The organism is Aliterella atlantica CENA595, from assembly GCF_000952155.1.
GTDB lineage: Bacteria > Cyanobacteriota > Cyanobacteriia > Cyanobacteriales > Chroococcidiopsidaceae > Aliterella > Aliterella atlantica.
The window spans coordinates 280,001-301,311 of record NZ_JYON01000001.1 but is presented as its reverse complement, the minus strand read 5'-3'; the positions used below and the strand labels follow the sequence as shown (position 1 = coordinate 301,311).

Genomic DNA, 21,311 nt, shown 5'->3' with positions numbered 1-21,311 from the left:
ACTTTGCCACGTTTACCACATAGTCCAGGTCATAACTAAACCTAAAAGACTAACGCCCACGATAATTGTCAATAAGTAACCTTGAGACTGACCAGAGACACTGTATTTCAAGCTCTCGCCGCTAAAGATAGAAGCTAAACCCACAAAATTTACTACGCCATCAATTACATAACGGTCGAACCAGTAGCTTAATTTGGACATGGAATCGACTGCAAATACTACACTGACTTTGTAAAGCGCCTCAATGTAGAAGTCGTAGGCTAACAAGTCTTGTACTACTCGCCAAGGTAGTTCTATCGGTCTAGACCAAGCTTTGTGTAAGTAAATAGTCGAACCAATCGCGCAGCCAATCAAGCCAGATAAAGCTAATAGCGATACAGATGTTTTGCTGACGTATTCCCATGTTGGCAGCAATGACAAGCGTTGCAACATTAAGGGAACTAATAAATTAGTAATAATCAACGACAACATCGGTACAACCATCGTCCACGCTACTTCTGGGGTACGCTTAGTTTTAGGTTGAGGTTGCCCTAAAAATACTAGACGAAATACGCGGGTCAAATTTAAGGCTGTAAGAGCGTTAACTACTAACAAAACTCCTGCTAGCCAAGGTTCGTCTAGCCAAAAGTCATCAAACCCTAATTGCAATGCCCAAAAGCTTCCCAATGGTAACAAGCCGACTAATCCAGCCGAACCAACTACATAAGCAGTTGTAGTTACAGGCATCCGCGACCACAATCCGCCCATTTCGGTCAGGTCTTGGTTGTGGGTGGTGGAAATTATCGAACCCACACTCATAAACATCAATGCTTTGGCGATCGCATGAGTAAATAGTAATAGTAAGGCAAAACCAGTCCATTGCAGCCCGACGGCAACAAATACTAGCCCCAAATAAGCGCTAGTTGAATGCGATAAGGCGCGTTTAATATCAATCTGCGCTAGCGCTACTAAGGAAGCCCCAATAGCTGTAACTGTACCGATACAAATCAAAACTGTCTGCCCTACTGGGGATAGTTCGATAATCGGCTGGAGTTTAATTAGTACGTAAGCTCCACAAGATACTACTACTGAATTTCGCAAGATTGAGGCGGGGTTAGGTCCTTCCATTGCCTCATCTAGCCACAAATGCAATGGGAACTGAGCGCATTTGCCTACAGGTCCAGCAATCAAAGTTAAGCTCAGTAGCGTTGTCATTGCGGGCGGTAACGAAGCTGTATCTGCCCAGCGATAAAGGTCAGGAAAATCTAAGCTACCTGCTAGCGATGCTAGGGCAACAACCCCCATCAATAGCAATATATCTCCTACTCTTTTGGTTAAAAATGCATCTCGCGCGGCAGTAACTACTAATGGTTGTGCGTACCAAAACCCTACCAACAAATAAGTTGAGAGGGTAAGCATTTCCAAAAAGCAGTAGGTCAATAGCAAAGAGTTGCTGATGGCAAGCCCGCTCATTGCTCCCTCAAAAAACCCCATTATTCCAAAGAACCGCGCTAATGCCCAGTCTTTCTCCATGTAGCCTAGAGCAAAAAATTGAGCCAGTAGACTTAGACCCGCTACCAGTTCCATTGCTCCTACAGTAATTAAGGAGATTTCTAAAGAAAATGTCAGGTCTAAGTCTGCAACTTGCAACCAGTGAAATACTAAGTGTTGCGGCTCGTTAGTGGCAATCAGTCTAAACAACAAACCACCATGCACGAATGCTAAGACTGTCATTAATAAGTTGAAGTACGCTGCTGGTCTTGGACCTGTACGCCGGACGATATTAGCAGACCAGGGTAAAGTCAATACCGCACCGATTAAGCCATAACAAGGAAGCCACCAACTCGATTGTAGGAGGAATTGACCCATTGAAAATTACCATTGAAATTTCTGACATAATTGCCTTGCTTAGTCTCTATACCCAAATTAGTTTTGACTAGCTTGAGGCATCAAGGCTAAAACAATACCTATTTTTATTTAGTTGCTATTATTATCTTTGTTTCAGATTACTCTCGATCTAGATCAAAAGTAAAATCTTTGGCTAGTTAGATAACTAATGCCTTACTTCATCTTTACTTAAGAGTCTAACTAGGTATTGGATTTTTCCAAGAAAATCTATATCAGCCATTGTAAAACATCTATACATACCTCAATTTTAGTGAATTTCCTGGTTTATCAGGGGGATCGATTAACTTATTTAATATTAATAATTTAATATTATCATCAAAGCTTATATTGCCAAAGCGATCGCGCGCGCTCTATTCTTAGATTTAGAACGCAAAAAACTTTGATATAGCAAATAATGGCTCTGCCCGTCAAAATTTAGCAGGTGGGTATTGCCGTGAAACTCGCGTGTCAAAACTTTGTGGATTGCTTCATGAGGAGAAAAAAATGCCAATTGCTGTGGGAATGATTGAAACCAAAGGCTTTCCTGCTGTTGTAGAAGCAGCCGATGCTATGGTTAAAGCAGCCCGCGTCACCCTAGTTGGGTATGAAAAAATCGGTAGCGCTCGCGTAACTGTAATCGTCCGAGGAGATGTTTCGGAAGTACAAGCCTCAGTTGCGGCTGGGGTGGAATCAGCCAAGCGGGTAAACGGTGGCGAAGTCTTATCAACCCACATTATTGCCCGTCCCCACGAAAATCTTGAGTACGTCCTACCAATTCGCTACACCGAAGAAGTAGAACAATTTAGGTTGTAGCATAGGTAACGCTGTCCTGCAAAATTGTGTTAATTAAGTCCATTTATCAGCAAAGTATTTAGGAGCAAAACTCATGGCTATTGCCGTAGGAATGATTGAAACGCTAGGCTTCCCCGCTGTTGTAGAAGCAGCAGACGCAATGGTGAAAGCAGCGCGGGTAACTCTAGTTGGCTACGAAAAAATCGGCAGCGGTCGCGTAACTGTAATCGTTCGGGGCGACGTTTCGGAAGTGCAAGCTTCGGTAGCAGCAGGTGTAGATAATGTCAAGCGAGTAAATGGCGGACAAGTATTGTCTACCCACATCATCGCTCGTCCGCACGAAAACCTAGAGTATGTATTGCCAATTCGTTACACTGACGATGTAGAGCAATTTCGCGATAGCGTAAGTGGTAGAGCCTTACACGCTGGTCCTTACACAAGACCATAATCAATGCAAATTGCCAAAGTTCGTGGCACAGTTGTCAGTACCCACAAAGAGCCTAGTCTTAGAGGCGTAAAGTTCCTCCTCCTCCAATTTGTGGATGAGGAGGGACAAGAGCTACCAAAATACGAAGTCGCAGCCGATAACGTGGGGGCAGGGGTTGACGAGTGGGTACTTGTCAGTCGTGGCAGTGCTGCTCGTCAAGTACCAGGTAGCGAACAACGTCCTGTAGATGCAGCCGTAGTAGCGATTATAGACACGGTAAGCGTGGAAAATCGTTCTGTATACAGCAAAAGAGACCAATATCGCTAAATATTAGCAAAATATTTTTGCAAATTGAGCAAGCGATCGCTCATTGCATTCTTTTAGTTAGGAGAACCGAATCATGGCAGTCCGTAGTCCTGCGGCTCCCCCTACCCCCGCGCCTAGTATCGGCGAACCAAAAATTCACGAAACTGCTTACGTACATTCTTTTAGCAATATTGTCGGCGATGTCCGCATTGGCGCTGATGTGTTAGTTTCGCCAGGAACTTCAATCACCGCTGATAAAGGTCATCCATTCATTATTGGCGATGGCACAAATATTCAAGATGGTGTTGTCATTCATGGCTTAGATCGAGGTCGAGTTGTCGGCGACGATAATAATTCTTACTCGGTTTGGGTGGGAAAAAATGTCTCGATTACCCACATGGCATTAATTCACGGTCCTGCCTATATTGGCGACAATTGCTTTATCGGCTTTCGCTCCACCGTATTTAACGCCAGGATAGGCTCTGGCTGTATTGTCATGATGCACGCCTTGATCCAAGATGTAGAAGTCCCCGCAGGTAAGTACGTGCCTTCGGGTTCGGTGATTGTCAATCAACAACAAGCAGATAATTTGCCTGACGTGCAAGAGTCAGACATGAAATTTGCAACTCATATAGTAGGCATTAATGATGCTCTGCGCTCCGATTATCAGCAAGCTGATAAATTTACTCCCGTTAAATCAGTTAGAGAAGAAATATCTAAAGGCGGCGATCGCATGATTCAATATAATAACCGCACCAGCTACAGTTCGACTTCCTCTATAAATGAAGAAGTCCAAGACCAAATCCGCAACTTATTAGCACAAGGCTACCGCATCGGCATGGAACACGCCGATGCTCGTCGTTTCCAAACTAGCTCTTGGCAAAGCTGCGCTCCGATAGAATCCAAGCGCGAAGCAGATGTATTTCGAGAATTGGAAAGCTGCTTAGACGAACACCAAGGTGAATACGTGCGTTTGTTAGGAATTGATACAAAATCTCGAAAGCGCGTTTTAGAAAGTATTATTCAAAGACCAGGCGATCGCCCAGGCGATGGGCGCGTTACTTCATCTGCAAGTAGCGGCTTTAAGAGTTCTTATTCTAGCAATTCCAGCTATAGCAGTTCGGGTAGTTCCAAGTTAAGCCCAGAAACCGTAGATCAAGTACGCCACATCCTTTCTCAAGGCTACAAAGTTGGTACGGAACACGCTGACAAGCGCCGCTTCCAAACTAGCTCTTGGCAAAGTTGCTCGCCGATAGATTCTAAGCAAGAATCAACTGTGATCGCCGCTTTAGAAGAATGCATGGACAACCATAGTGGTGAATACGTGCGTCTAATTGGGATTGACACCAAGAGTAAGCGCCGGACGCTAGAAGCAATTATTCAACGACCAGACGGTAACAATCAATCTACAACAACTTCTTCTAGCAATGGCTACCGTCCAGCAGCTAGCAAGCCTCAAGAGCAAAGCTACAGCAATTATTCTTCTAGTTCTTCAAGTCTTAGCTCGGAAGTTGCTGACCAAGTTAGGCAATTACTCGCGCAAGGTTACACGATCAGCACCGAGTACGCTGACGAGCGGAGGTTTAAAACTAGCTCTTGGCAAAGTGGCGGTGTAATTCAAACCAAGCAACAATCTCAAGTAATGGCTGAACTTGAAAATAGATCGGCCGAACAGCGCAACGCATACGTCAGGTTAATTGGTATTGACCCTAAAGCCAAGCGTAGAGTTGTAGAAATGATTATTCAACGTCCGGGTAAATAAAACAGCGCTCTAGCAGCGTTAGTTTCCCAGCAAATTTAAAGATTGGCAGTCAGAAATAACTGTTGTAAAGCAGCGTTTCTCCTGTCGTCCTTCCCATGTCTAAACTTCTGCTTGACGGATGAATTAGCCGTTGCAAATTTCTTCGGCGTGGGAAAAGGACAAGAAAACCTTTTTCCCTTTTCCCTTATTCTTCATCAATGCAGTATTTATGTCCGCTAAAGGAACTCAATTCCAATGCATTTGCCGCCGCTACAGCCAATTAGTAACTCTCAGTTTTATGTTAGTGGCAATGTAACTGTCGATCCTGGAGCCGCGATCGCACCAGGTGTTTTGCTCCAAGCAGATCCAGACAGTGAAATTAAGATTGCATCTGGGGTTTGTATTGGCATGGGAGCAATTTTGCACGCGCACAAAGGCAAACTGGAGATCGCAGAAGGAACAAATGTTGGTACAGGAGTGCTGATAGTTGGCGATTGTCAGATTGGCGCTAATGCTTGTATTGGTTCTATGACAACTATTTTTAATAGTTCTGTCAGTCGAGGAGAAGTAATTTCTCCAGGCTCTTTAATTGGAGATAAAAGTCGTCAAGCCGAGCAAAAAGTTATCGAAACAGACGATCGCATTTCTGAACCAGAGCCAAATGTTGATAATGGTGCAGTAGATACTAGCGATCGCTCAGAAGTTGCTCCACAACCAGAAGAAATTTCATCCTCAGCAGACAATAACACTCCAGTTTACGGACAGGCACGCTTAAACCAATTACTCTCAACATTGTTGCCTCACAGACAAACATTAAATAGTCCGCTCCAAAACGACAATCCCACCTCAAACGCCAGTTAGATTAGGATAAAGCAGCAGCATTTAATTTGAGGTTAAAGATGGGGGTATATCAGCCGCACACAGAGGACTTTAAAGATAAGGCACTAGGTTTAGTCTCAACTGGTAGTTTTCCAGCGATTGTCAGTGCTGCTGATGCAATGCTGAAATCTTCGGAAGTAATATTAGTTGGCTATGAGAAAATTGGTAGCGGTCACTGTACGGCAATTGTGCGCGGGAAAATTTCTGATGTCCGCCTAGCAGTGGAGGTAGGCGCAGAAAACGCCCAGCAAAACGGGCAATTGATTTCTAGCTTAGTGATTGCAAGACCATTACCTAATTTAGAAGTAGTGCTGCCGATTGGTAGTCGTTTAGCTCAACTTACTTACGGTCGTGGTAGTAGTAAATTAAGCAATCAAGCGATCGGCTTATTAGAGACTCGCGGTTTTCCGGCAATGGTAGGAGCCGCCGATACTATGCTCAAAGCGGCAGAAGTTGAGCTTTCCGCTCACGAAATCATCGGCGCGGGATTATGTACGGCAATTATTCGCGGTTCGGTAGCTGATGTTGCTGTCGCTTTAGAGGCAGGAATGCACGAAGCGGCGCGGATTGGCGAATTGAATGCTGTAATGGTGATTCCTAGACCTTTGGAAGATTTGGAGCAGACTTTACCGCTAGCAAGTTGTTGGATCGAAAAGCCTCAACCTTTAGCGATACCGACAAAAATTGTAGAGAAAGAAAAAGAATTGGAATTAGTAGAACTGCCAGATTTGAAGCAAATACCCGTTCCTTTAGAGGAGCCTTTGCGCTTAGATGAGTAATTAGTCATCATCGTCATCATTATCTTGCTGTTCGGTATTTTCTTGTCCTTCCTCAGCATCTCCTCCGCCGAAATCACAGGCTGTTAGGGGAGCAATTAAGCCCAGTAGTAACAGAAAATGGATAAATGGCGATCGCATCATATTTCCTCTTTATGTTGCCGTTGTTTAGCGGTAGAGACGTAGCAATGCTACGTCTCCATATCTAGACGTAGCAGTGCTACGTCTCTACGATAATAATTATTCGTCGTCGTGGGCAAAACGGTGGTAGAGGAAATCTAGGGCGTAGTTACGCAGCTTGTAGTATTGCGGATCTTCCATAATGCGGGCGCGATCGCGGGGACGGGCAAAAGGAATTTCTAATACTTCGCCAATATTAGCTGCAGGTCCGTTAGTCATCATTACCAAGCGATCGGCAAGAAACAGCGCTTCATCAATATCGTGAGTAATCATCAATACAGTACATTGATGGTCTGTCCAGATTTTTAGTAATTCCTCTTGCAACTCCTCTTTGGTGATCGCATCTAACGCTCCAAAAGGTTCGTCTAGAATCAACACTTGCGGGCGGATTGCCAAAGCACGAGCGATCGCTACGCGCTGCTTCATCCCCCCAGATAGTTGCGTTGGCTTTTTATCCGCCGCTTCTGTGAGTCCTACCATTGCTAAGTGTTCGCGGACGATTGCTGACTTTTCAGCTTTAGGCTTGTTGGGGTAAACAGCATTAACAGCAATATAAATATTTTCAAAAGCCGTCCGCCAAGGCAACAAAGCGTAGTTTTGGAACACCATCATCCGGTCTGGACCTGGTTGGACAATCGGCTTAGAATTGAGCCGTACAGAACCACTGCTAGGCGTACTAAACCCAGCCACCATATTTAGCAGCGTAGACTTACCACAACCAGAGTGACCGATAACGCAAATAAACTCGCCCTCGTTGACAGTTAAATTTACGCCATCCAAAACCGTGAACGGACCTTTTGATGTGGGGTAAACCTTAGAAACATCCTCAATTTCTAAAAAAGCATTGCGGTTGCGAGTTAAAGTCGCTGTTGCTGTCGATGTGTCCGTAGTGTAAGCCGAATTGCGATTAAACATGAGTTTGTATAAATAGAAGGTCAACAAACAGAGCAGAAAGTGAGTTGTTGTAGAGACGTAGCACTGCTACGTCTAACCCCATACGATTTTTAACTAAGCGACTGCAAGAGTTCGAGAATCTAGGGCAACTTCCGCAACAGAGAAATCGCGTTTAATCGCCAAACTATTGAGATAGCCAATCGGATCTTCAGCATTGAAAGATACGCCATCAAATAGCTCAATCGAACTGCGACTGTAATTGACATCTAAACCTAATTCTCTTGCTGCCGTGCTAAACACACCAACTCGGCACACCCGTTCTAAGATTTCTACCCAGTTTCTCGGCAGTGGAACGTCACCCCAACGTGCCATCTGGGTCATAATCCACAAGTGTTCGGTACGACTAGGACGATTTACGCCTTGTCCAAAAAATTGATGGTGGGCATATTGCTTCATAGGCTGAGACAAATTGCAAGCATCAGGATTGGGGTCGCCAAGATAAATATAAGACACATCGGTACTCAAATATTCCCGTCGCGCTAATAAGTAACGTAATTCTTCGCTATTAGCTTCATCAGCGCAGTATTGACAAGCATCCAACAAAGCTTTGACTAAAGCAATATGAGTATTGGGGTAAGCTGCTGCCCAATCTTCGCGCACGCCCAAGACTTTACCTGGATGTCCTAACCAAATTTCTTGATCTGTAGCGATCGTAAAGCCAACTCCTTCTGTCGCCGCGCGGATATTCCAAGGTTCGCCGACGCAATAGCCGTCAATACTTCCCGCTTGCAAATCGACCACCATTTGAGCTGGAGGAATAGTCTTGAGATTGACATCAACATCGGGGTCAATACCGCCAGCAGCTAACCAATAACGCAACAGTAAGTTATGCATTGAGGAAGGGTGAACCATACCTAATGTATGGCGTTGGTCGCGAGTCCGCAGCAAAAACTGTTTGAAATCAGCTAAAGAATATACACCTTCGTCGTAAAAGTGCTTTGCTAAGGTGATAGCATTACCGTTACGGGTAAGGGTAAGAGCGCTGACCACAGGAATAGATTTGTTCTCTACACCGCCTAGAGTCATCCACACAGGCATTCCTGAAGGCATCTGGGCTGCATCTAAGTAACCGCCAGAAATACCGTCTACAATGCCGCGCCAGCTTGTTTCCCGCACTAAATTAACTTCATCAAGTCCGTGTTTGGCAAAAAAGCCTTTTTCTTTGGCAACAGCTAGAGGGGCGCAAGCTGCTAGGGGGACAAAGCCGATATCGAGATTGACTTTTTCTAAGCCATGACGCGCAACAACGGCAGTTTTCCGCGCCCGAATCTTCTTGATCCGTTTTTGCTGGTTGAGGAAGTAAATCATCTCGCTTCGCAAGCTGTAGTAGCTAGGATGTTCGACTACTTCCATCCGCTTGCGGGGTCTGGGGATATCTACTTCAAGGATTTGCCCGATTTTTGATTCAGGTCCATTAGTCAGCATCACAATTCGGTCAGATAGCAACACTGCTTCATCAACATCGTGAGTTACCATCACGGCTGTAACTTGGTTTTCCTCGCAAATTTGCATCAATTGCTCTTGCAAATTACCCCGCGTCAGCGCATCTAAAGCCCCAAAAGGCTCGTCTAGTAGCAGTAACTTAGGACGAATAGCCAAAGCACGAGCGATCGCAACTCGTTGTTTTTGTCCCCCCGATAGCATTCCTGGGTGTTTGTCCGCGTGCTGGCGCAAGCCCACCATATCAATGTGATGTTCGATAATCGAGCGACGTTCGCTTACTGGCAGATCCGCCATTGCTGCATTTACAGCCAAGGCAATATTTTCGCGTACAGTCCGCCAAGGTAAAAGCGAATAATTTTGAAACACTACCATGCGGTCGGGACCTGGGCGAGTAATTTTTTGTCCTTCTAAGGTAACTATGCCCTCTGTAGGTAAATCCAAGCCTGCGATCGTATTTAACAAAGTTGACTTACCGCAACCAGAGTGACCAATTAAAGAGACAAATTCACCCTTTTTTATTTGTAAATCGATACCTTTGAGGGCAATATAAGATCCGCCGCCAGTTAATTCAAAAACCTTATCAATGCAATCTATAGCAACAAAAACAGACATAATCTTTATTTGTGTTGGTAATTGTGTGTTGTTTCATGTAGAGACGTTGCACTGCAACGTCTCCTAAATATCGCGGCATCAACGTTTTCCAAAACGCCCCTGCCCAATTATTTTTGTCCTTCTGGCACAATCTTGTTTTGCACCCAACCCATCAGCTTATCTAGCAGCAGACCAACAATACCGATGTAAATTAGTGCCAAAATTACTTCGCTGACATTGTTGTTTTGATAAGCTTCCCAGATAAAGAAGCCGATACCGACAATTCCAGACATAACGATTTCTGCGGCAATAATTGCTAGCCATGCAAGACCAATCGCAATTCGCAAGCCCGTGAAGATGTAGGGTAAAGCCGAGGGAATCAAAATATTGAAGAAATATTCTTTGCGAGTTAGCTGCAAAACTTTAGCAACGTTGTTGTAGTCTTGAGGAATTTGCTTAACTCCCACTGCCGTATTAATCAAAATGGGCCAAATCGCCGTAATGAAAATTACAAATAAAGCGGCTGGTTCGTTTTGGCGCAAAGCTGCCAAAGAGATAGGAACCCAAGCCAAAGGTGGAACTGTTCTTAGTAGTTGAAACAGCGGATCTAAAGCTTTGGACATCATTTTATTTGTACCGATCAAGATGCCCAAACCAATCCCGACAATTGCGGCTAGGGTATAACTAATTGCTACGCGCTGCAAACTAGCCCAAATTTGCCAAAACAGACCTTTATCAGTACCACCGCGATCGTAAAAGGGCCAAAATATGAGAATCCAAGTATCTTGAACAACTTGTATCGGTCCTGGCAAAGTCGCGCCTGGAATCCAAGAAAATAACTGCCAAATACCTAGAAACACGAGCAGCGCGACAATGGGTGGAATTAGGTCAGGGTATTGCTTTTTGAGCTTAGTTGCCCAGGTATTTTGGGGCTTGGCGATCGCGCGTCTTTGCAGCGTTGTCATGGACTAAATTCTCCTCAAAACATTTGTAATTAGTGGACAAAAACTTATAACTTGCTTTAAACTCGCTTAATCTTGAGACTCTGCAAATAAGCTTGGGGATTTTCTGGGTCGAACTTGACACCATCAAAAAATTCTTCAACACCGCGAGATGTGCTTGTGGGAATGTCTGCCGCTGGAATATTTGCTTCTTTTGCTGCTTCTTTCCAAATATCTTCGCGGTTAACTTTATCGATCAACGCTTTAGCGTTAGTCAAATAGTCTGCTGGCAAAAAGCCCCAGCGAACGCTTTCAGTCAAGAACCATAGATCGTGACTCTTATAAGGATAAGAAACGCTACCTTTTTCATCTTTCCAGTAGTAAGCAGCCAATGATTTATCATCAATTACGCGCCCGTCGCCCATGTCGTACTTACCTTGGAATGGTTCGATTAAAAATTCTGGAGACAAGTTGAAGTAATTGCGCGAACCTAAGATTTTGGCTGCTTCCTCGCGGTTGTCAAAGTTATCCAACCACTGCTGGGCTTCCATAATTCCTTTCAAAAGTGCTTTAGTCGCCTTGGGATTTTTATCAACCCAATCTGCTCTTAGGGCAAAGTATTCTTCAGGGTGATTTTTCCACATTTCGGCAGTCAGCATCGACATAAAGCCAATTTTGTCTTTGACAATGCGCGAGGGCCAAGGATCGCCAGTGCTAAAAGCATCCATTGTTCCTGTCTTCATGTTGGCGACAGTTTGGGCGGCAGGAACGGGAATTAGTTTTACATCTGTATCTGGGTTAATTCCGCCTGCTGCTAACCAGTAGCGAATCCAAAAGTCTTGATTAACTTGGGCAAAGGTATAAGCTGCTGTAAAAGGTGTGTTTGATGATTTCAGTTGGTCGAATACGCCTTTGCCACTCTTAGATAGGTCTAGTCCTAAGCCTTTTCCCGCGTGCTTGCTAGCCAGGGCAATGCCATTTCCTTGAGTAATCAATTGCGCCAACACATACATGGGAATCTTTTGATTGCCCTTAGTAATGCGACCTTCAGTAATTAAATGCGGCATAGGCATTTGATACTGACCGCCATCAACGCCGCCACCTGATGCGCCAATCTCGGTATTGTCTCGCATCGAACCCCAAGAGGCTTGCTTAGATAAGTTGACATCCTTCATGCCGTACTTAGCAAAAAAGCCTTTTTCTTTGGCAATAATGAACGGTGCTGCTTCGACAATAGGGATATATCCCAACTTGACTGTAGTAGTTTCTGGTGTTTGTTCGGGGCTAAGGTCAACTGCTGCTACTTGGGTCGCTTGATTACCAGAACTAGCACCAGTAATTGTATCTGGGGGGTTGCCCAAGCAACCTTTAAGTAATAAAGATCCTACGGCAGATGCTCCAGCAGTAACTAGGAATTTGCGGCGGGAAACTGGGTGAGAAAACTGACTCATAAAATCTCCTGGTAAACAACTCAAGTTGCAACTAAACCTATGCCGACGCTAGGCGCATCAATAGCACTAGGTGCAGATGCGCTAAATAAAGCCAGGAAACTGCTGGGAAAATCTGCGTAGTTTACTAAGCTGGCTTATTGCTGAGCGCGAATATTATTGAGATGAGAAAATCTTGGCTTGCAAAACTCACGATTGTCTCTGCGTTGAGGAAGGGCGTTGTGCCGCTTCTCCATTGATATGAGAATACCGCGATGCAACTATAGAAGCAAGCTATAATTTTTGATACATGGTATAGAGAAAGTCAATAGTTAATTTTTGCTTAAGTTTGGGGTTTTTGTCCCAAATAGCGCTTCGTTAGCAAACAGCAGTTGCAGTAAGCACATAAATCTTAGCTAAAAGCCCTAGGGGTAGTCTATTTGAATCGATAAGATAGCGAAATATCTATGATCTACCGTTTTTTGATGAATAGACGTACATTACCAATTAGAAATTGATGATAGACTTTCTCTATGAGAGCAGTTCCCAGGAGAATAGACATTGAAGCACGCCACTCTTCATCAATTGAAGGTTTTTGAAGCGATCGCGCGTTCTGGTAGTTTTACCCGCGCCGCAGAAGAACTGTTTTTGACGCAACCGACTGTTTCTCAACAAATCAAGCAACTGACTAAAGCTGTTGGTTTACCTTTGTTCGATCAAGTTGGTAAGCGTCTGTATTTAACAGATGCAGGTCAAGAGGTGTTGACAGTATGCCAAGATATTTCCGAGCGCTTATCTAAGCTAGAAATGAAATTGGCTGATTTTCGCGGATTAAAGCAAGGAAATTTGCGTTTAGCCGTAATTACAACTGCTAAATACTTCGTTCCTCGCGTACTCGGACCATTTCGCCATCGCTATCCAGGAATTAATATTTCCTTGCAAGTAATCAACCGCCAGCAAGTATTAGAACGCCTGAACGAGAATTTAGACGATCTCTATATATTGGGACAACCGCCAGACAACTTAGATATCAATCTGCGTCCGGTATTAGAAAATCCATTAGTGGCGATCGCACCCCACAACCATCCTTTAGCTAAAGAGAAAAATATTTCTCTGCAACGTCTAGCTCAAGAGCCTTTTATTATGCGCGAACCAGGTTCGGGGACGCGGATGGTAGTCGAAGGATTTTTTAAAGAAAATAGAGTAGAGCTAAATGTAGAAATGGAAATTGGTAGCAATGAAGCAATCAAGCAAGCGATCGCTGGCGGCTTAGGACTATCTATTCTATCTCGCCATTCCTTGGCTTTAGAAGGTACAAATGGTCCATTAACTGTGCTTGACGTGGAAGGCTTACCCATCCAGCGGCATTGGTATATTATTTACCCTGCTAGCAAGCAACTATCTGTTGTTGCGCGGACTTTTTTGGATTACTTCTTAGAAGAAGGCAAACAAATTGCCGAGCAGACAACTTTAGAATATATGCAAGGAACTTTGGTCAAGAGCTTCTAATGTCTGCCAATTCTCTTTGTAGCTGCTGAATAAACTATCTTGTGAGGCTGAAAACTGAGCAAATAAAAAGGCGCTGTACACCATCTCATAGTACAACGCCAGTTATGGAAGGGATTGCTTCTGTCTTACGTATATTCATCTTACTCCTGAACTTTTATAAAGAACAGTCTTTGTTTCTGATTGATATGATAGAGTTTTATCTATGAGCGCTCTGTCTAGGAGAAACTTGATTGAAGCAAGCAACTCTTCATCAGCTAAAAGTTTTTGAAGCTGTAGCTCGTCACAGTAGTTTTACCCGCGCGGCTGAGGAACTATTTCTCACGCAACCAACTGTTTCTATGCAAGTCAAGCAATTAGCCAAAGCAGTTGGACTCCCATTATTCGAGCAGGTGGGTAAGCAACTATATTTAACTACAGCAGGTCAAGAATTATACGCAACTTGTCATGACGTTTTCGAGAAGATATCTCAGTTTGAAATAGTTGTTGCAGACTTAAAAGGGTTAAAACAGGGGGGCTTACGACTATCGACAATTACCACAGCTAAGTATGTAATTCCCCGTTTGTTAGGACCATTTTGCCAGCGTTACCCAGGCATTGATGTATCGCTGACAGTGACAAATCACGAAAGAGTCCTCGAAAATTTGCTGCACAATCGAGACGACTTATATATAGTCAGCCAAACGCCTGAAGATATCGATGTCAGCTTCCACCCATTTCTAGAAAATCCTTTAGTCGTACTCGCACCGCGATCGCATCCTTTAGCGGGAGAGAAAAATATCCCCATCGAAAGTCTTGCTGACGAACCCTTTATCATGCGCGAACCAGGTTCGGGGACGCGCAAAGCCGTACAAGCCTTATTCGAGCGTCATGGAGTTAGCGTCAAAGTCAAGCTAGATTTAGGTAGCAATGAAGCTATCAAGCAGGCGATCGCTGGTGGTTTGGGGCTTTCTGTTTTATCCCGTCACGTACTTGCTTTGGAAGGATTAAACAGCCAAATTACAGTTTTAGATGTGCAGGAGTTTCCGATCAAGCGTTATTGGTATGTTGTCTATCCTACAGGCAAAAAGCTATCAGTCGTTGCTCGGACTTTCTTTGAATATTTACTCGATGAGGGCAAGGAAATAGCTCAGAAAACTAGCTTGCAAGGTGTATTTTGATAGGGTGGATAGCAATTTTTCTATAAGTGGATGTTGGCGATCGCATCGGGAATTATGGCGATCGCTAGAATCTTTGTCTGACTTGTTTTATATTTGCTCGTGCCAGATCGGCTATTTTGGCAACTAGGTAGGAGTAAATTCATATAAGATGCACTTAGTAATGTATCAATAGTCATTTAGTAATCTTGTGCGTGCAAGTAGAATTACGACTAATTTTTCGCCAAAAAATAAGGGTAAGTAGGACAAAAAGTATAATTGGTAAGAATTTACAGACTTTTTATATTTAGCTAATATTGATGAATTTTGAGTAAATAAATCCGCTTGCTACCTAAAAATCTTTACTCATTCTTGTAGAAAACATTGTTTGTTAACTAAGAACTTATATGAGTTCTCGTGCAAACAGTTATATTGCAAGTATGAGCGAAATTTATGAGCCACGAGCTTTCCCGCCGTCAAGTTTTAAAGCTTGTCAGTTATGCCTCTGCAGGAACTGCTGTTGGTAGCGTTCCATTGATTAGCAGGTTTTTCGTTGAAAAAGCCAACGCCCAGACTGCTACCTTCGTGCGCGAGAACATATACACTTTCATGCAGTCGCCTGCAAAAGTTGCGGCTTTAAGAAGAGGCGTTCAGGTAATGAAGTCCCGACCTGCTAACAATCCCACCAGTTGGGCTTATCAGGCAAACATTCATGGGACTACTATTCGACCGTTGCTAGCATCATGGAATACCTGCGATCATGGGACTTTCTTTTTCTTCCCTTGGCATCGGATGTACTTATATTACTTCGAGCGGATTCTCCGCCAAGCTTCCGGCGACTCTACTTTAGCGCTTCCCTATTGGAACTATTCAGATGTTGGAGCGCAGCGCGTTCTACCCGCACCATTTCGGATTCCAGCCAACGAGAGTACAAATTCTTTGTATGAAAGCGATCGCACTGGCAATATTAATGTCAATAGCGGTGCTGCATTGCCAGCAACGATTGTAGGATATGCATCGGCATTTCGGCGCACCAACTTTTTCCATACAACAACAGGCTCAAGCTTTGGTGGGCGCAGGGTAAGTCAGACAAGTCATACAGCTAGTGGTAAAGGAGAACTGGAAAGAAGACCCCATGACCAAGTTCATGCCAGTATAGGTGGTTTGATGGGCAATCCAATTACTGCTGCTCAAGATCCGATTTTTTGGCTCCATCATGCCAATACCGATCGCCTTTGGGAGCGCTGGCTAAGGCAAGGAGGTGGAAGAGTCAATCCTACAGATGACATTGATTGGATGAATGATACATTTACCTTCTTTGATGAAAATAGAAATGCGGTGCGGATGAGCGCTAGAAATATCCTCGATACAGCAACACAACTAAACTATATCTATGACGATCCTTTGACGAGAAGCAGTAATGCTGTAGCTTTATCCCCAAATGCAGATATAAATAGTCAACGCACAGTTGCTAGCACGCCAGAAGAAGTCGCTGTATCTGCTAACGGACAAGAAGTAACATTTGTACTTGGCGATACTCCTTTAACTTTAACTGCTCAAGCTCAGAACCTATTAGCGCGTACGGTGTTAGTTGAGGATTCTACAGTTACTCTCAACGTCATAGAAGTTGAGTACGATGCAGAAAACCCACTTGCATACGATATCTATATCAACTTGCCTCAAGGTGTTGCTCCAAATCCTAATAGTCCTTACTATGCTGGGATATTGTCGCTATTTTCTCTGCACCAACAAGGCACTTTTAGCCTAGATATTACTGATGTAGTCAGCGAGTTACAAAGGCGCAATCTAATTGCAGGAAATTCTATTGCAATAACATTTGTTCCACCGCAAGAAAAACAACGCAACAGAAGGCGGCGAGGTCGTCCCAATCAAGTGCAACAAGCAGTTCGCTTTAGCGGAGTGACTATTACTAGGGAGTAGTCAGAAAAAATATAAGCCAGGGGAATATCTACCTGGCTTGGTAGTATATAGAAAATTTAGGCGATCGCTTTTTATGCCACTCTAAATGTAAGTTAAACAACTGCATTTAAGCTTGGTAGCCAGGGAACATCTACCACACCTGGATCGTAGCCTTGTTGTTTAATTAGAGTTGTCACCTGTCCGCGATGATGAGTTTGGTGATTGAACATATGGGTGACTAAAATCCAAGTTGGTAGGATGCGACGTTTACCATCTACATTACTAATATATTCAAACTCTTGGCTCAACCATTCTGGAGTAAGATGTTGAGACCATTCTAAAATTTCTCGATCTGTATTTTCTCGTTCTACTTTGAGCGCATCAAAGTCAGAGTATACTTCTTGAGAAGTCGCTGTAATTGTAAATGGTTGGTTTGTAAAGCGCCCCATCCAAGCTTTATCGCCATACAGTAAATGATTCAAAGTTCCGTGAATTGACTTAAAGAATGCACTGAGATCCTGCTTGCGCTTTTGGTCGGGAATATCTGCACAAACTGTATAAATCTTTTGATTCATCCACAGATTGTACTCAGCCATCAACTGGTAATAGCTGCCGTCATACATATATTTAAGTGTTGCTAGGTAATTTTATTATTGTAGCGATCGCTTTTTACCATTGAAGAGGCGATCGCATCCAACCCTTTTCTACTCAAAAAACTGCCTTACAGAACAAGCAAAATCTGGCAATATGGGCGAACTTAATTCATCATCACCTGTCAGCGTTGCGACTAATACTAAGGCGGCATTTTCGCGGCGATAAATCTCTACTGTCTCCAACTGGGAGTTTGCAATCCAATACTCCTGTACTCCTCTTAAGGAATAGAGTTTGAGTTTAGCTTCTCTGTCTCGCCGCTCTTGTTCTGCACCAGGAGATAATACTTCTACAACTAATTCTGGTGCGCCTGTCAGATGTCCTGCTTCATCTAGCAAAACTGCTAATCGTTCATTACTTGCCCAAACTACATCAGGAATTACATTATCGGCATCTGTAAATATTATGCCAGGGTTAACAGTAGTTTCCCCTAAGCCTTTCGCTTCTGACCACAGTTCTAACTTTGTCCCAATTTTAAGGCAAGTTTTTTGATGTCTCCAATGAGGCGCTCTGGTCACAAACAATTCTCCGTCAATGATTTCATAGCGCGTACCATCGTTATTGGCTAAGAGTTCTATATCTGCTGTAGTCCAGCGCACTCTATCGGTTGTAGTCTGGCTCATGGCGAAACTCCTTATCCTGGCATTCTATCTTCTAGGATAATGCAGTTAGCTTGTAGCTATCTGTACTCTGTCCTCCACAACTCTTGCTGCATAGGTAGCTATGCTAACTGTTTCGTCGTCTAAACACTGTCCGGTTGCAAGGTTAAAGTTTTGCTTGTAGATTGGCGATGCTACTTTGATTGTGCCATTGCGATCGCCTACTATACCTCTAGATAGTACAAAAGCTTTGCTAAATGGCTCGTAGTTACTCAGCGCGTACACTTCATCGCCGTCACCTACGCGAAAAATTGCTACTTGTTCGCCTGCAACTAATGCACATACGCCTGTATTCGGGTTAATATCTGTGACTGCACAAATATCAACCCATTTAGTATCCTTCTTAGTTAATGCTTGAACCATTGTGTTCTCCTAATTACTTTTTGCTCAACTAAATCATTTACCATTTAGTAGGTAAAATGCCCTCAATTTTTTGATTAACTGGTCACTGGTTACTGTTTACTGGTCACTGTTAAGAAATACCCATCAGCGATTTTTCATGCTCGTAAGCTGGGCGCTTTTGTCCTCTCTCTTCTACTTGAATTAGGCTAGGATCGGTACTATCTGAATTGACAAAATGGCGGAAGCGCTTAAGTTTTTCAGGATCTTCAATTGTTGCTTTCCACTCGCATTCGTAGGTATTTACCAAGTGCTGCATTTCTTTTTCTAACTCTTCGCCGATACCTAAAGAGTCGTGAATAATTACTTGCTTGAGATAATCAATTCCACCTTCTAGCTTATTAAACCAAGTCGCCGTTCTTTCTAACCTATTGGCGGTGCGAATATAGAACATCAAGAAACGATCTAAATACTTGATCAACCTTTCTTTATCTATATCTTCTGCTAGCAAAATTGCGTGTTGTGGCTTCATTCCACCATTACCACAGACGTATAAATTCCAGCCTTTTTCGGTAGCAATTACGCCAAAATCTTTACTTTGTGCTTCCGCACACTCCCGCGTACAGCCAGATACAGCCGATTTTAGTTTGTGGGGTGATCGCAATCCGCGATATCTTAGTTCTAAATCAATTGCCAAAGTTGTAGAATCTTGCACGCCAAATCTACACCAGGTACTACCTACACAAGACTTGATTGTTCTTAATGCCTTACCGTAAGCGTGTCCCGATTCAAAGCCAGCATCTATCAATCGCCGCCAAATATGCGGTAATTGGTCGACACGCGCACCTAACAAATCGATTCTTTGTCCGCCAGTAATTTTTGTATAAAGTCCAAAGTCTTTTGCTACTTCACCTAAAACAATCAACTTATCTGGAGTTAGTTCGCCGCCTGGTACTCTCGGAATTACTGAATAAGTACCATCTTTTTGAATGTTTGCTAAATATGCATCGTTTGTATCTTGAAGTCCTACATGAGACCGATCTAAAATGTAATCATTCCAAGTAGAAGCCAAAATGGAAGCTACTGCAGGTTTGCAAATTTCACAGCCTTTTCCTTGACCGTGTTTTGCTAGCAATTCCTCAAAAGTGATAATCTTTTGGCTGCGGACTAAGTGATATATTTCTTGACGCGAATAAGCAAAGTGTTCGCAGAGATGATTTTTTACTTCTATCCCTGCTTTTTTCATTTCCGACTTAAGCAAATCGGTTACTAATGGTACGCAACCACCGCAACCAGTACCAGCTTTAGTACATTTTTTGACGCTAGCTATATCGGTAAAGTTGTTTTCAACAATAGCGCTGCAAATTTGTCCTTTACTGACATTATTACAAGAGCAAATTTGCGCTGTATCTGGGAGACTTTCTACACCCATACCCACAGCAGTTTTCCCTTCTCGTGGTGGAATCAGTAAGTCTTCTGGATGTGGTGGTAAGGCAATATTATTTTGCACGAATTGCAATAATGTACCGTAACTAGATGCATCGCCGACTAAAATTCCACCTAATAAACGGCTACCATCTTCATTAACAACCAGCTTTTTATAGACTCCCGAAATTGCATCAGTGATTGCAATCTCTTTCGCACCAGAAGTTTTAGCAAATGCATCGCCAAAACTAGCTACATCTACACCCAAAAGTTTGAGTTTTGTAGACATATCAGCGCCGTCAAAAGTGCTGGTAATGTTACTAAATACATTAGCTACAACACTCGCCATTGTATAGCCTGGTGCAACTAAACCATAAATTCGATTTTGATGTAAGGCGCATTCACCAATCGCGTAAATATCGGGATCTGATGTTTGGCAATATTCGTTAATAACTATACCACCGCGATTTCCTACTTCTATTCCGCATTCTCTAGCAATCTCATCGCGGGGACGAATACCCGCCGAAAAAACAATCATGTCTGTTGCTAATTCTGAACCGTCAGCAAACGTCATTTTGGTAACTTTACCATCAGGACTAACAATTTCTGTAGTTGATTTGTTGGTATGAACGCTAACGCCAATTTCCTCTATTTTGTTACGCAAAACATTACCACCAAGATCGTCTACTTGCATTGGCATCAATCTCGGTGCAAACTCAACTACATGAGTCTGCAAACCCATGTTTTTCAACGCGTTGGCACATTCTAAGCCTAATAATCCGCCACCAATTACTACCCCTGTTTGGCAATTTTTGGCATACGCTGACATTGCTTCCAAATCTTCAATTGTGCGATAAACAAATGTACCTGTAGATTCTTTGCCTTTAATTGGCGGTACAAACGGATAAGAACCTGTTGCTAGTACAACTTTATCGTAGGAAACTTTTACGCCATTGGCACTGTAGACTATTTTTTGCTGGCGATCTATCGAAACTGCTTTGTCGCCAATATAGATTTTAATCCCATTGTCTTGATATAAACCAGGCTCAACCAAAGATAAATCTGCTGCTGTTTTTCCCGAAAAATAACCGCTAAGATTAACGCGATCGTAGGCTACACGGGATTCTTCGCAAAATGTAGTTACATTCCAATTTGCGATCGCACCTTTGGCAATTATTTCATCTAGGAACTTATGTCCTACCATGCCATTGCCAATTACAACAAGGTTCTTTTTGGCTGTCATTGATTTTTGTTATATGATGTCTCAGTTATCCTAATAAGACATTTAGAGTAATTCCCTAGTTGTTTTGTAGCAAAAGCAACAGAATTGCTAAAATGATGCGATAAATGAA

Annotated in this window: 20 protein-coding genes; 9 read left to right on the top strand and 11 right to left on the bottom strand. The window is 43.2% G+C overall.

Annotated features, from left to right (window positions below; translation table 11 throughout):
* Positions 1–12: 12 nt before the first annotated feature.
* The gene (locus UH38_RS01400; protein WP_045052806.1) at positions 13–1,848 is read right to left on the bottom strand and encodes an NAD(P)H-quinone oxidoreductase subunit F; all 1,836 of its coding nucleotides are present in this window, start codon (positions 1,846–1,848) and stop codon (positions 13–15) included.
* Positions 1,849–2,370: 522 nt separating this feature from the next.
* Between UH38_RS01400 and UH38_RS01395 the strand changes: the two genes are divergently transcribed.
* The 6 genes from UH38_RS01395 to UH38_RS28005 all read left to right on the top strand — a co-directional run bounded on the left by UH38_RS01395 (position 2,371) and on the right by UH38_RS28005 (position 6,790).
* Positions 2,371–2,679, top strand: a complete 309-nt coding sequence (locus UH38_RS01395) for a carbon dioxide-concentrating mechanism protein CcmK (protein WP_045052805.1) — start codon at positions 2,371–2,373, stop codon at positions 2,677–2,679.
* A gap of 73 nt (positions 2,680–2,752) precedes the next feature.
* Entirely contained in the window at positions 2,753–3,106 is a 354-nt protein-coding gene (locus UH38_RS01390; RefSeq protein ID WP_045052804.1) for a carbon dioxide-concentrating mechanism protein CcmK, read from the top strand.
* A 3-nt stretch (positions 3,107–3,109) separates the two neighbouring features.
* Positions 3,110–3,412, top strand: a complete 303-nt coding sequence (locus tag UH38_RS01385; RefSeq protein WP_045052803.1) for a EutN/CcmL family microcompartment protein — start codon at positions 3,110–3,112, stop codon at positions 3,410–3,412.
* A 73-nt stretch (positions 3,413–3,485) separates the two neighbouring features.
* A complete protein-coding gene (locus UH38_RS01380; protein WP_045052802.1) occupies positions 3,486–5,153 on the top strand; it encodes a ribulose bisphosphate carboxylase small subunit in 1,668 nt (555 codons plus the stop codon).
* Positions 5,154–5,387: 234 nt separating this feature from the next.
* Positions 5,388–5,993: an LbetaH domain-containing protein gene (locus tag UH38_RS01375; RefSeq protein ID WP_045052801.1), complete on the top strand. Its 606-nt coding sequence runs from the start codon at positions 5,388–5,390 to the stop codon at positions 5,991–5,993.
* Positions 5,994–6,031: 38 nt separating this feature from the next.
* On the top strand, positions 6,032–6,790 hold the full coding sequence (locus tag UH38_RS28005) for a carbon dioxide-concentrating mechanism protein (RefSeq protein WP_045052800.1): 759 nt from the start codon (positions 6,032–6,034) through the stop codon (positions 6,788–6,790).
* Here the strand turns inward: UH38_RS28005 and UH38_RS26595 are convergent, their stop codons facing one another.
* The 5 genes from UH38_RS26595 to UH38_RS01350 all read right to left on the bottom strand — a co-directional run bounded on the left by UH38_RS26595 (position 6,791) and on the right by UH38_RS01350 (position 12,347).
* Positions 6,791–6,931 carry a hypothetical protein gene (locus tag UH38_RS26595; protein ID WP_160295917.1) on the bottom strand — a complete coding sequence of 47 codons (141 nt, stop codon included), beginning with the start codon at positions 6,929–6,931 and terminating at the stop codon, positions 6,791–6,793.
* Between the two features lie 96 nt (positions 6,932–7,027).
* The gene (locus UH38_RS01365) at positions 7,028–7,882 is read right to left on the bottom strand and encodes a nitrate ABC transporter ATP-binding protein (RefSeq protein WP_045052799.1); all 855 of its coding nucleotides are present in this window, start codon (positions 7,880–7,882) and stop codon (positions 7,028–7,030) included.
* Positions 7,883–7,975: 93 nt separating this feature from the next.
* Complete coding sequence (locus tag UH38_RS01360; RefSeq protein ID WP_045052798.1) at positions 7,976–9,976, bottom strand: ABC transporter ATP-binding/substrate-binding protein; 2,001 nt, start codon at positions 9,974–9,976, stop codon at positions 7,976–7,978.
* 107 nt (positions 9,977–10,083) lie between these two features.
* The gene (ntrB, locus tag UH38_RS01355; RefSeq protein ID WP_045052797.1) at positions 10,084–10,920 is read right to left on the bottom strand and encodes a nitrate ABC transporter permease; all 837 of its coding nucleotides are present in this window, start codon (positions 10,918–10,920) and stop codon (positions 10,084–10,086) included.
* 56 nt (positions 10,921–10,976) lie between these two features.
* Positions 10,977–12,347, bottom strand: coding sequence for a CmpA/NrtA family ABC transporter substrate-binding protein (locus UH38_RS01350; RefSeq protein ID WP_045052796.1), 1,371 nt, complete (start codon positions 12,345–12,347; stop codon positions 10,977–10,979).
* A 537-nt stretch (positions 12,348–12,884) separates the two neighbouring features.
* On the opposite strand from UH38_RS01350, the gene UH38_RS01345 reads away from it, so the two are divergent.
* Together UH38_RS01345 and UH38_RS01340 are read left to right on the top strand one after the other, a co-directional pair.
* Positions 12,885–13,832, top strand: coding sequence for a LysR family transcriptional regulator (locus tag UH38_RS01345; RefSeq protein ID WP_045052795.1), 948 nt, complete (start codon positions 12,885–12,887; stop codon positions 13,830–13,832).
* A gap of 230 nt (positions 13,833–14,062) precedes the next feature.
* Positions 14,063–14,989, top strand: a complete 927-nt coding sequence (locus UH38_RS01340) for a LysR family transcriptional regulator (protein WP_045052794.1) — start codon at positions 14,063–14,065, stop codon at positions 14,987–14,989.
* A gap of 20 nt (positions 14,990–15,009) precedes the next feature.
* Here the strand turns inward: UH38_RS01340 and UH38_RS26590 are convergent, their stop codons facing one another.
* Positions 15,010–15,165 carry a hypothetical protein gene (locus tag UH38_RS26590; RefSeq protein WP_160295916.1) on the bottom strand — a complete coding sequence of 52 codons (156 nt, stop codon included), beginning with the start codon at positions 15,163–15,165 and terminating at the stop codon, positions 15,010–15,012.
* A 253-nt stretch (positions 15,166–15,418) separates the two neighbouring features.
* On the opposite strand from UH38_RS26590, the gene UH38_RS01335 reads away from it, so the two are divergent.
* On the top strand, positions 15,419–16,906 hold the full coding sequence (locus UH38_RS01335) for a tyrosinase family protein (RefSeq protein WP_045052793.1): 1,488 nt from the start codon (positions 15,419–15,421) through the stop codon (positions 16,904–16,906).
* A gap of 92 nt (positions 16,907–16,998) precedes the next feature.
* Here the strand turns inward: UH38_RS01335 and UH38_RS01330 are convergent, their stop codons facing one another.
* From UH38_RS01330 to nirB, 4 genes are all read right to left on the bottom strand, one after another.
* Complete coding sequence (locus tag UH38_RS01330) at positions 16,999–17,508, bottom strand: DinB family protein (RefSeq protein ID WP_045052792.1); 510 nt, start codon at positions 17,506–17,508, stop codon at positions 16,999–17,001.
* A gap of 81 nt (positions 17,509–17,589) precedes the next feature.
* Positions 17,590–18,159, bottom strand: coding sequence for a Uma2 family endonuclease (locus UH38_RS01325; protein ID WP_045052791.1), 570 nt, complete (start codon positions 18,157–18,159; stop codon positions 17,590–17,592).
* Between the two features lie 45 nt (positions 18,160–18,204).
* Positions 18,205–18,558: a nitrite reductase small subunit NirD gene (gene nirD / locus UH38_RS01320; RefSeq protein ID WP_045052790.1), complete on the bottom strand. Its 354-nt coding sequence runs from the start codon at positions 18,556–18,558 to the stop codon at positions 18,205–18,207.
* Positions 18,559–18,667: 109 nt separating this feature from the next.
* Positions 18,668–21,202: a nitrite reductase large subunit NirB gene (gene nirB / locus UH38_RS01315; RefSeq protein ID WP_045052789.1), complete on the bottom strand. Its 2,535-nt coding sequence runs from the start codon at positions 21,200–21,202 to the stop codon at positions 18,668–18,670.
* Positions 21,203–21,311: the final 109 nt, after the last annotated feature.